Annotated in this window: 11 protein-coding genes; 9 read left to right on the top strand and 2 right to left on the bottom strand. The window is 63.0% G+C overall.

Translation table 11 applies throughout. The annotated features are described in order from the left end of the window. The first annotated feature begins 38 nt into the window (after positions 1-38). From I4X03_RS01225 to I4X03_RS01210, 4 genes are all read left to right on the top strand, one after another. Positions 39-1,205: an efflux RND transporter periplasmic adaptor subunit gene (locus I4X03_RS01225; RefSeq protein WP_223464529.1), complete on the top strand. Its 1,167-nt coding sequence runs from the start codon at positions 39-41 to the stop codon at positions 1,203-1,205. Then, a complete protein-coding gene (locus I4X03_RS01220; protein ID WP_223464527.1) occupies positions 1,202-4,294 on the top strand; it encodes an efflux RND transporter permease subunit in 3,093 nt (1,030 codons plus the stop codon). The genes I4X03_RS01225 and I4X03_RS01220 overlap by 4 nt, the downstream gene beginning before the upstream one ends. Before the next feature lie 326 nt (positions 4,295-4,620). After that, the gene (locus tag I4X03_RS01215; RefSeq protein WP_223464525.1) at positions 4,621-5,508 is read left to right on the top strand and encodes a hypothetical protein; all 888 of its coding nucleotides are present in this window, start codon (positions 4,621-4,623) and stop codon (positions 5,506-5,508) included. A 123-nt stretch (positions 5,509-5,631) separates the two neighbouring features. Beyond that, positions 5,632-6,147 carry a DUF6622 family protein gene (locus tag I4X03_RS01210; RefSeq protein ID WP_223464523.1) on the top strand — a complete coding sequence of 172 codons (516 nt, stop codon included), beginning with the start codon at positions 5,632-5,634 and terminating at the stop codon, positions 6,145-6,147. 61 nt (positions 6,148-6,208) lie between these two features. Here the strand turns inward: I4X03_RS01210 and hemB are convergent, their stop codons facing one another. After that, the gene (gene hemB, locus I4X03_RS01205; RefSeq protein ID WP_223464522.1) at positions 6,209-7,216 is read right to left on the bottom strand and encodes a porphobilinogen synthase; all 1,008 of its coding nucleotides are present in this window, start codon (positions 7,214-7,216) and stop codon (positions 6,209-6,211) included. A 26-nt stretch (positions 7,217-7,242) separates the two neighbouring features. Beyond that, the gene (yihA, locus tag I4X03_RS01200; protein WP_223464521.1) at positions 7,243-7,974 is read right to left on the bottom strand and encodes a ribosome biogenesis GTP-binding protein YihA/YsxC; all 732 of its coding nucleotides are present in this window, start codon (positions 7,972-7,974) and stop codon (positions 7,243-7,245) included. 165 nt (positions 7,975-8,139) lie between these two features. Between yihA and I4X03_RS01195 the strand changes: the two genes are divergently transcribed. From I4X03_RS01195 to msrQ, 5 genes are all read left to right on the top strand, one after another. After that, the gene (locus tag I4X03_RS01195) at positions 8,140-8,814 is read left to right on the top strand and encodes a c-type cytochrome (RefSeq protein WP_223464517.1); all 675 of its coding nucleotides are present in this window, start codon (positions 8,140-8,142) and stop codon (positions 8,812-8,814) included. Positions 8,815-9,008: 194 nt separating this feature from the next. Beyond that, entirely contained in the window at positions 9,009-11,105 is a 2,097-nt protein-coding gene (locus I4X03_RS01190) for a cytochrome c biogenesis protein ResB (protein WP_223464516.1), read from the top strand. A 40-nt stretch (positions 11,106-11,145) separates the two neighbouring features. Next, positions 11,146-12,300 carry a c-type cytochrome biogenesis protein CcsB gene (ccsB, locus tag I4X03_RS01185; RefSeq protein ID WP_223464515.1) on the top strand — a complete coding sequence of 385 codons (1,155 nt, stop codon included), beginning with the start codon at positions 11,146-11,148 and terminating at the stop codon, positions 12,298-12,300. 80 nt (positions 12,301-12,380) lie between these two features. Then, positions 12,381-13,361 carry a protein-methionine-sulfoxide reductase catalytic subunit MsrP gene (msrP, locus tag I4X03_RS01180; RefSeq protein ID WP_223464514.1) on the top strand — a complete coding sequence of 327 codons (981 nt, stop codon included), beginning with the start codon at positions 12,381-12,383 and terminating at the stop codon, positions 13,359-13,361. Further along, positions 13,361-13,990: a protein-methionine-sulfoxide reductase heme-binding subunit MsrQ gene (msrQ, locus tag I4X03_RS01175; protein ID WP_223464509.1), complete on the top strand. Its 630-nt coding sequence runs from the start codon at positions 13,361-13,363 to the stop codon at positions 13,988-13,990. The genes msrP and msrQ overlap by 1 nt, the downstream gene beginning before the upstream one ends. Positions 13,991-14,044: the final 54 nt, after the last annotated feature.

Raw genomic sequence — 14,044 nt, 5'->3', positions numbered from 1 at the left:
CGATTAATCAAGAGCCGCCGAGCGGCCAGGAAGAACCAATGAAGCAGAAAAATCTCGTACTCGTCATCGGCATCATTGCCATCGTTGGCGGATCGGCCTGGTACCTGAACAACGGCAAGGCTGAAAAGCCGGGCGCCAAGGGCGGCGGCCGCGGTAACGGCGAGCAGCCGCCGGCCACCGTCAATGTGGTGGCGCCGCTGCGCCAGGACGTGCCGATCACGCTGCAGGCCAACGGCACGGTCACCCCGATCAACTCGGTCGACCTGCGCCCGCAGACCACCAGTACGATCCGCAAGGTACACATCAAGGAGGGCCAGTCGGTCAAGGCAGGGGAGCTGATGTTCTCGCTGGACGACCGCAACGAGCAGGCCAACGTCAGCAAGGCGCAGGCGCAGATCGCGCGCGACCGCGCCACCCTGGCCGACCTGGAGCGCCAGTACAAGCGCAACCAGGAGCTGGTCGAGCAGAAGTTCCTGGCTCAGAGCGCGATCGACACCTTGCGCAGCCAGGTCGACGCCCAGCGCGCGCTGGTGGCGTCGAACCAGGCCGCCCTGCAGGGCGAGCGTGTCACCGCCAGCTTCGGCACCATCCGCGCGCCGATGTCGGGCCGGGTGGGCGCCATTTCGGTCTACCCCGGCAGCCTGGTGCAGCCGGCCACCTCGCTCACCACGATTACCCAGCTCGACCCGGTCGACGTCGCCTTCACCCTGCCGGAATCGTCGCTGCCTGATCTGCTGTCGGCGCAGCGCGCCGGCCAGGTGCCGGTCGAAGCGCAGCCGTCCGGCGGCAAGCCGGTGGTCGGCAAGCTGACCTTCATCGACAACGCGGTTGACGCGCAGGCCGGCACCATCAAGGCCAAGGCGCAGTTCGACAACCGCGACACCGGCCTGTGGCCGGGCCAGTACGTCACCACCCGCGTCACCCTGCGCACGCTGAAAAACGCGACCGTGATCCCGCAGGCGGCCATCATCATCAACACCCGCGGCACGTTCGTGTACGTGGTTGGCGAAGGCCAGACCGCCAGGGAAGTGCCGGTGCAGCGCGTCTACGCCTACGGCGACAGCGCCGCCGTCACCGGCCTGTCGGGCAGCGAGAAGGTGATCACCGAGGGCAAGCAGAACCTGCGCCCGGGCGGCAAGGTGCGCCTGGCCGGCGCCGCGCCTGACAGCGGCACCACGCTGGCACGCAAGGCAGCCACGCCATGAACATCTCCGAACTGTGCATCCGCCGTCCGGTGATGGTGGTGCTGCTGTCGCTGGCGCTGGTGCTGGTCGGCGTGCTTGCCTACGTCAACATCCCGGTCGCCGCGCTGCCGAGCTATAACACCCCGGTCATCAACGTCTCGGCCGACCTGTCCGGGGCCAGCCCTGAAACGATGGCGTCGTCGGTCGCGCTGCCGCTCGAAAAGCAGTTTTCGACGATCGCCGGCATCAAGCTGATCACCTCGACCAGTACCCAGGGCGACACCGATATCACGCTCGAATTCGATTCGAGCATCGACGTCAACGCCGCCGCGGTCGACGTCCAGGCGGCGCTGCTGCGGGCGCAGCGCCAGCTGCCGCAGGAGATGACGGAGCTGCCGTCGTACCGCAAGGTCAACCCCGCCGACGCGCCGATCCTGTTCATGGCGATGACGTCGCCGTCGATGAGCCTGTCGGACCTGAACGACTACGCCGAAAACCTGATCGCGCCTAGCCTGTCGACGCTGCCGGGCGTGGCGCAAGTGACGGTCAACGGCCAGAAGCGCTTCGCCGTGCGGGTGCGCGCCAAGGCCGACCTGATGAACGCGCGCGACCTGACCTACGACGAACTGGGCACCGCGCTGCGCGCCTCGAACTCGAACGCGCCGCTCGGCGTGCTCGATGGCCCCAACCAGACGCTGACGATCCAGGGCAACCCGCAGCTGATGAACGCCGCCGAATTTTCGGAAGTGATCGTCGCCATGCGCAACGGTGAACCGGTGCGCCTGAAGGATGTGGCCACGGTCGAAGACAGCTTCCAGTCGATCAAGGCCGCCGGCAGCTTCAACGGCGAACGCTCGATCGTGCTGATGGTGCAGCGCCAGCCCGATGCCAACACGGTGCAGGTGGTGGACTCGGTGCGCAAGCTGCTGCCGGGCTTCCAGGCCCAGGTGCCGGCCTCGATCAAGATCAGCCTCGTCAACGACCGCTCGGTATCGATCCGCGAAGCGATCCACGACGTCAACCTGACCCTGCTCGGTACCGTGCTGCTGGTGGTGCTGGTGATCTTCCTGTTCCTGCACCGCGCCTCGGCCACCTTCATTCCCGCCGTGACGCTGCCGATTTCGCTGCTTGGCGCGGTGGCGCTGCTGTACTGGTTCGGCTACAGCCTCGATAACGTCTCGCTGCTGGGCATTACGCTGGCCGTCGGCCTGGTGGTCGATGACGCCATCGTGGTCCTCGAAAATATCGTGCGCCACATCGAAATGGGCAAACGGCCGCTGGAAGCGGCGCTGGTCGGCTCGCGCGAAGTGGGCTTCACGATTGTCTCGATCTCGATTTCGCTGGTCGCCGTGTTCATTCCGATCTTCTTCATGCCGGGCGTAATCGGCCTGCTGTTCCATGAATTCGCGGTGGTTGTCGGCCTGGCGGTCTTGGTGTCGGCGGTGGTTTCGCTGACCCTGGTGCCGATGCTGGCCAGCCGCCTGCTGCCAGCCCATGACGTCAACAGCGGCGGCGAGAAAAGCTGGATCGGCCGCCATTTCGAAGCTGGCTTCGCCAAGGTCCTGCGCGGCTATGAAAAGACGCTCGACATGGCGCTGGCCAACCGGCCGATCATCTTGCTGGTCGCCTTCGCCACCTTTGCGCTGACGGTGATCATGTACACGACGATCCCGAAAGGCTTCTTCCCTGAAGAAGACCTGGGCCAGATCCGCATGAGCGTCGAAGCGTCCGAAGACACCTCGACCGACAAGATGTCGCTGCTGCAGGAGCAGGTCGTCAACAAGGTGCGCGCCCATCCGGCGGTCAAGGACGTGACCTCGTTTACTGGCGGCGGCAACACCGGCCGCGGTTTCATCGTGCTCAAGCCGCGCAGCGAGCGCGATGCCATGGCCGACGTCGTGAGCAGCCTGCGCCAGTCGACCCGCTCGGTTGCCGGCGTGACGGTGTTCCTCAGCCCGACCCAGAACCTGCAGCTGGGAGGACGCCCGAGCAAGAGCCGCTACCAGTACACCTTGCAGAGCGTGCGCGCAGACGATCTTGGGGTCTGGTCGAACCGCTTCCTCGAGCGCATGCGCACCACGCCGGGCTTCCTCGACGTAACCAGCGACTCGCAGGCCGGCGGCCTGCAGGCTACCTTGAAGGTCGACCGCGACAAGGCCAACAGCCTGGGCGTGCAGATGTCCGACGTGCGCACCGCGCTGTACGCGGCATTCGGCGAGCGCCAGGTATCGACCATCTACTCGCCGGCGGCGAGCTACAACGTGATCATGGAAGCAGCGCCGGAAGACCGCCACTTCGACGATGCGCTCACGCGCGTGTCGGTGCGCAGCAAGAACGGCCAGCTGGTGCAGATGTCGAGCATCGCGACGGTCGAGCGCACGGTCGGCCCGACCTCGGTCAACCACCAGGGCCAGCTGCAGGCGATCACCGTGTCGTTCAACCTTGCGCCGACCATGCCGCTTGGCGACGCCACGGCGGCGATCGACCGCATGGCCACCGAGATGAAGCTGCCGGCCTCGGTCATCACCCGCTACGGCGGCGACGCGGCCGTGTTCGAGCAATCGCAATCGAGCCAGCTGATCCTGATCATCGCCGCGCTGGGCGTGATCTACGTGTTGCTGGGCGTGCTCTACGAGAGCTACATCCACCCGCTGACGATCCTGGCCGGGCTGCCATCGGCGGCGGTTGGTGCGCTGCTGACGCTGGAAATATTCGGCATGGACCTGACGATGATTGCGATCATCGGCATCCTGATGCTGATCGGCATTGTGAAAAAGAACGCGATCATGATGATCGACTTCGCGTTGCACGCCCAGCGGGTGGAAGGCAAGACGCCCGAATTCGCGATCCGCGAAGCCTGCCTGTTGCGCTTCCGGCCGATCCTGATGACCACCCTGGCGGCAATGACGGGCGCGCTGCCGATCGCCATGGGCATTGGCGCCGGCGCCGAGCTGCGCCAGCCGCTCGGCCTGGCGGTGGTCGGCGGCCTGCTGTTCTCGCAGGTCATCACCTTGTACATCACGCCGGTGATCTACCTGTACCTCGACAAGTACAGCGGCAAGGGGCCGTTGTCGGACGAGCAACTGGCGGCGGCGGACGCTGCGCACTGAGGACATCGTTTTAGAAGGTATAGCCACAAGGACATCGGCAATGCAGGCCAACGTCGCCCCTGCCTTCGCAGGGGCGACGTTAAGTCTTGCATTCCAGGTCTTCATGTCGCGATTTCTGTGAGCGCCCTGAACCCGATTGCTGCAATCGCACTGTCAACTTCTTTGTTCCAGCCGCAGGCGCTGGATACAACTGGTAACAGCCGCGCCTGCCAGGGTGTTATAAGCTGTTCAAGGCGTCGTGCTGGTGCGCAATTTCGTCAAAACGTATAGACTGCGCCACTCGTCCCCCTTTTAGCTGAAGCTGCACCTGGAAAACCGTCATTATCTTGCGTGATCATTCCCACCATTCGCCGCAAAACACCGGGTACTGCGAGCATTGCGGTCAGCCGTTGCCAGCCACCACGCTGAGCTATGGGGCGTCGCCGCGCGTCAATCGGATCGGCCTGGCCGTCACGATCGGGCTGCACTTGCTGCTGGTGGCGATCTACGCGTTCAAGCCGGAAACCGAAACGGTGGCATTGCCGCCGTCGGGTGGGGAGATGGTGTACATCAAACCGGTGGCCGAGCAGCCCAAGCAGCAGCCCCAACAACCCGAGCAGCCGCGCAAGCAGGCCAGCAAGGCGGTCAAAAAATCTGCCACGCCGCCGCCGAAGATCGAACGCTTGCCCGATACGATCACGCTGCCGGACGAGCAGCCGGTGAAAATCGTCGAAGAGCCGCCGAAAAAGATGGAGCCTCCCGAGGAAGTCGACATGGCGGCCTATATCGCCAAGCGCCGGCAGGAGCGCGGGGCGGCGGCCGAGCAGCCGGCGGCCGAAAGCGAAGCCGCGCGCGGAACGCGCAATGCGCTGGCCAATATCGCGGCCGCCAATGGCCGCAGCAGGGGCGATGACCGCAATGAAACCGGCGGCGTATTCAGTGTGACCGATAAGTCGTTCTCCAGCGCCCAGCTGAAATTCCGCGGCTGGAACCCGAATTTCAAGCGCCGCTGGCTGCAGCAGGTGAATGTGGAGCTGGGCGGCGAAAAAGACATCGAAACGGCGATCGTCAAGAAGATGATCGAGTTGATCCGCAAGGAAAAGACCGGCGATTTCGACTGGGATTCGCAGCGTTTGCAGCGCGTGGTGAAAATGAGCGCGCGGGTGCAGGATACGGCGGAACTGGAAGCGTTCCTGTTTAAAGAGATGTTCCCGGAATATCGTACAGGGCGGTAATGCCGCGGCCCACACGCCACTTGAGGCGGTGACGGCAAGCCAGGTGCTTGACCAGATGACAAGCGTTTCCGGATGCGTTAGAGTCCTCGTCGGTCTTTGCCCTGCGTTCCGGAGAAAACATTCATGTCGCAAATCCTGACTCACACCCCGCCGTGGGTATTCGCCCTGTTTGCAGGATTGCTGGCTTTTGGCTTGCTCCAGACGCGCAGCCGCAACGTCAACCGGACCATGGCTTACCTGCTGCCGGCCGGGATGGTCGCCCTGTCCCTGTCGGGGGTGCAGTCGAGTTTTGGCCTGGCGCCGGTGCCGGTCGCACTATGGGCTACGGGACTGATCGTGGTCGCCTTCGCCGGCTACAAGCTTTTCCCGAACACCCGGCTCATCTTCGATCCAGCGACCAATTCCTTTTTCATCCCGGGTAGCTGGTATCCGCTGGCCGTGATCATGGCGATCTTTTTGACCAAATACGCGTTTGCCGTCATGACCGCCATGAAATTCGGCGCAGTCAATAGTCCGGCGTTTGCGATGGCATTCAGCCTGGCCTACGGCTGCTTCAGCGGGTATTTCGCGGCGCGCGCGGCAAACCTGGTGGCGCAGACCAAAGCGTCCGGCGCTGCGCTGAACCCGACCCCGGTGTAAAGGCAAAAAAAAGCGGCGGTTGGTCCGCCGCTTTCGCGTTGCCGGCCATGCGAAGCCTGCCTCAGGCACGGGCTTTCAGGATGCGCGCGATATCGCGTGCGAAATAGGTCAGCACGCCATCGGCGCCTGCGCGCTTGAACGCCATCATCGATTCCATCATTACCTTGTCGTGATCGAGCCAGCCGTTTTGCGCGGCGGCCTTGATCATCGCGTATTCACCGCTGACCTGGTAAGCAAAGGTCGGTACCTTGAACTCGTCCTTCACGCGGCGCACCACGTCGAGGTAGGGCATGCCTGGCTTGACCATGACCATGTCGGCGCCTTCGGCGATATCGAGCGCCACTTCGCGCAGCGCTTCATCGGTGTTGGCCGGATCCATCTGGTAGGTATTCTTGTCCGCCTTGCCGAGGTTCGCGCCCGAGCCAACCGCATCGCGGAATGGCCCGTAGAACGCCGAGGCGTACTTGGCCGAATACGCCATGATGCGCGTGTGGATGAACCCTTTGTCTTCGAGACCTTGGCGGATCGCGCCGATACGGCCGTCCATCATGTCCGACGGCGCCACCACGTCAACGCCGGCCTCAGCCTGCGTCAGCGCCTGGCGGATCAGCATTTCTATCGTTTCGTCGTTCAACACGTAGCCATCGTCGTTGATCAGGCCATCCTGGCCGTGGCTGGTATACGGGTCGAGCGCGATGTCGGTGATGATGCCCAACTCAGGGAAGCGGCGCTTGAGTTCGCGCACGGCGCGCGGCACCAGGCCATCCGGGTTGGTCGCTTCGATGCCGTCCGGCGTCTTGAACGAGGCGTCGATCACCGGGAACAGCGCCAGCGCGGGGATGCCCAGCTTGACGCACTCGTCCGCCACTTCCAGCAACAAATCGACCGACATGCGCTCGACGCCCGGCATCGAGCCAACCTGCTGGCGCTGGTTGGCGCCGTCGAGGATGAACACCGGGTAGATCAGGTCCGACGCAGTGATCGTGTTTTCGCGCATCAAGGCGCGCGAGAACGGGTCGCGGCGCATGCGGCGCATGCGGATTGCCGGGTAGGTGGCGGGTATCGTCATCTCAGGTTCCTGGGAGGAAGTAAAAATTAGTCGTCAGCGTCGTCGGTGAAGGGCGCGGCGCCTTGTTCGGGCGACGGCGCGGCGCCGCTATCGTCGTCGGCGATGCCGAGCAGTTCGAGGATCTTGTCGTTGGCTTCGTCGATGCCGACGCGCTTGAGCGCCGAGAACATCTGCACCGTGAACGGGAAACCTTCGCCGTCTTCATCGACATAGCTGTCGAGGGTGGCGCGGGCGCTGCGCAGCGCGTTGGTCGTCTCGTTGCGGTTGAGCTTGTCGGACTTGGTCAGGATGCAGTGGATCGGCTTGCCGGTCGGGGCGAACCATTCGAGCATCTGCACGTCCAGTTCGGTGAACGGACGGCGCGAGTCCATGATCAGGACCAGCGCGGCCAGCTGCTCGCGGCGCTGGACGTAGTCGCCCAGCAGCTTTTGCCAGTGCAGCTTGGCCGAGCCGGACACTTCCGCATAGCCGTAGCCCGGCAAGTCGACCAGCAGGCCTTCAATTTCCTCGACGATGGTGGGGTCCTTGCGGTGCTGGCCCACGTGGGCGCCGCCGATCGAGAAGTAGTTGATGTGCTGGGTGCGGCCTGGCGTCTTGGACGCGAAGGCGAGGCCCTTCTGGTTGGTCAGGATGTTGATTGCGGTCGATTTACCCGCATTGGAGCGTCCCGCAAACGCGATTTCGGGGACCTGCGTATCGGGCAGATCACGCAGTTGGTTGACGGTCGTAAAGAAGCGGGCTTGCCAGAGTTTGGACATGGAATGGGCAGAAAATGCAACAAAAGGGGGCGATGACCCGAGAAAGCTATTGTACAATAAGGGGTTGCGTATTGTTGCGATGCGGTAGTTCCAGCGTCATGCGACAAGCGGTTGCACTGCCATATTTTCAAATAGAACTCAATTTTTACAAGTCAGGGTGTGTGAATGAATCGTGCGTTTTTCCCGGCCGCCGGCGCGGCGTTTGTGAAGTCCTTATTGGTTGCAACCCTGGCTGTATCCGGCCTGGCGTCTGCCGCCGCACCCGCAGCTCCTGCCAAGGCTGATGCCGCCAAAGGCGCAACCCTGTACGACGCCGGCGATGCTGCCCGCGGCCTGCCAGCTTGCGCATCGTGCCACGGCGCCGCCGGCAATTCGACCATCAGCGCCAACCCGAAATTGTCCGCACAGTTCGAGGCTTACACCCACAAGCAACTGGTTGATTTCACCACCCCTGCGCGTAACCAGCCAGTCATGACGACTTACGCGAAGATGCTGTCGGATGCCGAAAAGCGCGACATCGCTGCCTTCCTGGCGATCCAGAAGCCAAAGCCAGGCGCGGCCAAGAACAAGGACACCGTCGAACTGGGCAAAAAGATCTACCGCGGCGGTATTGCTGAGCGTGGCGTCGCTGCCTGCGCCAGCTGCCACGGCGCCAACGCCAACGGTATTCCTGCCCAGTATCCACGCCTCGCAGGCCAGCACCAGGACTACACCGTAGCCCAGCTGCAGGCATTCAAGGGTGGTTCGCGCAGCAACAGTGCCCAGATGACCACCTTGGCGCAGCGCATGTCGGACCAGGAAATGAAGGCCGTTGCCGATTACATCGCCGGATTGAAGTAAAATTCGCGGCATCTTTCGATGCCTGCTGACTGCGAAGCGCGGCGCGATGCCGCGTAACGTTCGAGCAAGAAACCTTAAAGGGCGGCGGCGCGTAAGCGGGCTGCCCTTTTTGCTGAGCAGTATCGGACAAGAGCGGAGCCTTGCTTTTGTTTCACTTCTTTCGCGGCCGATGGCTGCCGCGCACTGGAATTAAAATGAGCACCACCGGAATTGAACTGAAGACGAACCGCCGCCGGCTTGCCGAAGCGGTCGAGCTGGTCTCGTCGATGCGTTTTGCCATCAGCCTGCTGACGGTCATTTCGATCGCTTCGATGATCGGCACCGTGATGAAACAGAATGAGCCGATGACGAACTATGTCAACCAGTTCGGCCCGTTCTGGTTCTCGGTGTTCGACAAGCTGGGCCTGTACACGGTGTACTCGGCCTGGTGGTTCCTGCTGATCCTGGCGTTCCTGCTGCTGTCGACCTCGCTGTGCATCGTACGCAGTACGCCGAAGATGATGAAGGATATGCGCAGCTGGCGCGAGAACGTGCGCGAGGTTTCGCTGCGCAATTTCCACCACAAGGCTGAATGGGTGGCCCCGCTGTCGCGCGCCGCGCTTGCCCAGCAAAGCGCCGCGCGCCTGGCCGACGCCGGCTACGGCACCAAGATCGTCGAGAAGCCCAACGCCACCCTGGTCACCGCCAAGAAGGGCGCCGGCACCCGCTTCGGCTATATCTTCGCGCACTCGGCCATCATCATCATCCTGGTTGGCGGCATGCTCGACTCCGACTTGCCTATCCGCTTCCAGCAATGGTTCTTCGGCAAAACCCCGTTCGCGGGCAGTGGCTTGATTTCGGCGATTCCTGAACAGCACCGGCTCGGCCTGGGCAACCCGACCTACCGGGGCAACACCATGATTCCGGAAGGCCAGTCGAGCGACGTCGCCCTGATCCCGCAAGCCAACGGCGTGCTGGTGCAGGACCTGCCGTTCACCATCAAGCTGGCCAAATTCCATATCGACTTCTACTCGACCGGCATGCCGAAGCTGTTTGCCAGCGATGTCATCGTGCGCGACCACGAGACCGGCAAGACCTTCCCGGCCACCATCAAGGTCAACGAGCCGCTGATCTACAAGGGCGTTGCCGTGTATCAGTCCAGCTTCGAGGACGGCGGCACCAAGCTGAAAATAACCGCCTTCCCGATGCAGGGCGTTGACGCGACATCGTTCGAGATGGCGGGCGCAATCGGCACCGCGTCCGAGCTCAAGCGCGGCGGCGAAGCCTACTCGGTCGAATGGACCGGCTTCCGTCCGTTCAACGTCGAAAACACCGGCACCACCCCGGACGTCCGCGCCGTCACCAAGGGCAAGTCGCTCAACGAAGAGTTCGCAGCTGGCTTGAACAAGCAGCTCGGTTCCGGCGCCAAGGCCGAGAACAAGGATCTGAAGAACGTCGGCCCGAGCGTCACCTACAAGCTGCGCGACAAGACCGGGCAGGCCCGCGAATACCAGAACTACATGCAGCCGGTCACCCTCGACGGCGCCCAGTTCTACCTGGCGGGCATGCGCGCGACGCCGTCCGAAGCGTTCAGCTACCTGCGCATTCCGGCCGATGATGAATACAGCGTGCGCGACTGGATGCGCCTGCGCGCCGCACTGGCCGACCCGGCAATGCGCCAGGCCGCCGCGGCCCGCTACGCCGAGCGCGCCATGCCGGCCACGGCGGGCGCGAATGCGGCCGGCATGGCCAAGCAGCTGGAAGACTCGGCCGCGCGCAGCCTGGGCATTTTCGCCGGCGCCAACTCGCAGGGCGGCTACCTGGCGGTATCGAAGTTCCTCGAGCAGATTCCCGCGGCCGAGCAGGAAAAGGCCGCAGGCATCTTCATGAAGATCCTCAACGGCACCATGTGGGAACTGTGGCAGGCCGCGCGCGCGAAAGACGGCCTGGCGCCGGCCGCCGTCGACGAGAAGCACGCGCGTTTCCTGCAGATGTCGACCAATGCGCTGTCCGATAGCTTCTTCTACGGCGCACCGGTGTTCCTGCAGATGGATGAATTTACCGAGGTCAAGGCATCGGTGCTGCAAGTGACGCGTTCGCCGGGCAAAGCCATCGTCTACACCGGCTGCCTGTTCCTGGTGATGGGCATCTTTGCCATGTTCTATATCCGCGAACGGCGCCTGTGGATCTGGGTGCGCGATGACGAGTCCGGCGGCGCCCACGCGCTGATGGCGATGAGCACCCAGCGCAAAACACTTGATTTCGAGCACGAATTTAACGACCTGAAAACGAAGCTGCCGCAATCGGCGTAAGCTGTATGCCGCCCCATGGCGGCGGTATTTGGAGAAAATGATGGAAATTTCGCAAACTCAAACAACGTACACCCAGACGCCGGGATTCTTCAAGCGCCTGACGATGTTCGACTGGCTGTTCGCGGCGGCCTTGATCGCCGGCGCGGTGTTTGGCCTGGCCCGCTACGGCGCGTACATGGACATCTATGAAAAGGTGATCCTGTTGCTGTCCGCGCCGACCTTCGCGCTGATCGGCTGGCAGTTCAAGGCGGTGCGCTGGCTGATGCCGCTGGTGTTCCTGCTGTCGCTGGCGGCCATCGGCATGTACGCGGGCGACCTGCAGAACGCCAATGAGAAATTCTTCCTGAAGTACATGCTGTCGTCGCAGTCCGCGATCTTGTGGATGAGCACGCTGTTCGTGTTCTCTACCGTGTTCTACTGGGTCGGATTGCTCAGCCGTAGCAACTTCGGCACCTCGGTCGGCTCCAAGCTGTGCTGGGCCGCGCTGGTGCTCGGCTGGACCGGCATGATGGTGCGCTGGTTCGAGTCTTACCTGATCGGCGCCGACGTCGGCCACATCCCGGTATCGAACCTGTACGAAGTGTTCATCCTGTTCGCGCTGATCACCGCCATGTTCTACCTGCACTACGAGCAGCACTACGCCACCCGCCAGCTGGGCGCGTTTGTCATGCTGATCATTGCCGCAGCGGTCGTGTTCCTGCTCTGGTACACCGTGTCGCGCGACGCCGCCGGCATCGAGCCGCTGGTGCCTGCGCTGCAAAGCTGGTGGATGAAGATCCACGTCCCGGCCAACTTCATCGGCTACGGCACGTTCGCACTGGCCGCGATGGTCGGCTCGGCCTACCTGCTCAAGTCGCACGGCATCCTGGCCGACCGCCTGCCGCCGCTGGAAGTGCTCGATGACGTGATGTACAAATCGATCTCGGTCGGCTTCGCGTTCTTCACCGTGGCCACCATCCTTGGCGCGCTGTGGGCGGCCGAAGCATGGGGCGGCTACTGGTCGTGGGATCCGAAAGAGACCTGGGCGCTGATCGTCTGGCTGAACTACGCGGCCTGGCTGCACATGCGTTTGATGACCGGCCTGCGCGGCCGGGTCGCTGCCTGGTGGGCGCTGGTCGGCTTGCTGGTCACCACGTTTGCCTTCATCGGCGTGAATATGTTTCTGTCGGGCCTACACTCGTACGGAACGTTGTAAAGACGGCGCGAGGGTGGCCGGCTAGCATCGGCAAAATGGTGTAATGTTAAGTCGTTACCTTCATTTTGCCGGAGCAAGCCATGCTGATCAAACGCAGTCCGAACCAGGCGGAGATCCCGTTCGGATCGGAAATCACGCCGCAAGAAGTCTATGAGTCGCGCCGCCGCTTCATCGCCAAGATGGCTGCCGGCGCCGTGGCCGGCAGCGCGCTGTGGGAAATGGCGAACCGCCAGGCGTTTGCCCAGCAGCCCGCCGCGCAAAAGCTGGCCGGCAAGGCCAACCCCGCCTACACCATCCTCGACAAGCCGACCCCGTTCAAGGATGCGTCGAGCTATAACAACTTCTATGAATTCGGGCTCGACAAGTCGGACCCGGCCGAGTACGCCCACACGCTGAAGACCCGGCCGTGGACCGTGTCGATCGAAGGCGAAGTCAAGAAGCCGATGACGCTCGACATCGACAGCCTGCTCAAGCTCGCGCCGCTGGAAGAGCGCGTCTACCGCCTGCGCTGCGTCGAGGGCTGGTCGATGGTGATTCCATGGGTTGGCTATTCGCTGTCGAACCTGATCAAGAAGGTCGAGCCGAACAGCAACGCCAAATTCGTCGAGTTCACCACCCTGGCCGACCGCAAGCAGATGCCGGGCATCGGCAGCCGCGTGCTCGACTGGCCGTATGTCGAAGGCTTGCGCATCGACGAAGCCAATCACCCGCTCACGCTGCTCACGCTTGGCATGTATGGCCAGACCTTGCCGAATCAAAACGGTGCGCCTGTGCGCCTTGTGGTGCCTTGGAAATACGGTTTCAAGTCGGCCAAGTCGATCGTCAAGATCCGTTTCGTGCGCGAACAGCCGAAAACGGCCTGGAATGTCTCGGCGCCATCGGAATACGGCTTCTTCTCGAACGTCAATCCGAACGTCGATCACCCGCGCTGGTCGCAGGCCACCGAACGCCGGATCGGCGAAGACGGCTTCTTCAAAGCCAAGCGCAAGACGCTGATGTTCAACGGCTATAACGATGTGGCATCGCTGTACACCGGACTGGACTTGAAGAAATACTTCTGATGGCGTTCATTCCGAGTCCAAAGCAGCTCACAGGCATCAAGGCGGCGATTTTCTTGCTGGCGCTGGTGCCGCTGGCGCGCATGGTGTGGCTGACCGTCAGCGGGCAGCTGGTCGAGCCGCTTGAATTCATCACGCGGGGCACCGGGGACTGGGTGCTGTACTTCCTGTGCATCACCCTGGCCGTGACGCCGCTGCGCCGGCTCACCAAAATGAACTGGCTGATCAAGCTGCGCCGGATGCTCGGGCTGTTTGCGTTCTTCTACGCGTTCCTGCACTTCATGACCTTCTTCTGGTTCGACCATTTCTTCGATGTCGAAACCATGTTCCGCGACGTCGCCAAGCGGCCGTTTATCCTGGTCGGGTTTATCGCTTTTGTGCTGCTGATACCGCTGGCGGTGACGAGCACGAACGCGATGATCAAGCGGCTGGGCGGCAAGCGCTGGATGTGGCTGCACCGGCTGATCTACCTGATCGCGCCGCTGGGTATCCTGCACTTCTGGTGGATGCGGGCGGGGAAGAGCAACTTCACCGAACCGTTTATCTTCGGGGTGATCGTGGCGGTGCTGCTGGGAGCGCGGGTGTACTGGAGCTGGTCGAAGCCGAAGGCGGTGGCGGCGGCCGGCGGGTGACGGGCTGCGGCCTGTTGTCCCCTGCGTCGCCTGGCCGCTCATGGCCGCTACGGC

The organism is Massilia soli (assembly GCF_016809835.1).
GTDB classification, from domain to species: Bacteria; Pseudomonadota; Gammaproteobacteria; order Burkholderiales; family Burkholderiaceae_D; genus Telluria_A; species Telluria_A soli.
This window is presented reverse-complemented; position numbering and strand designations above follow the sequence as displayed.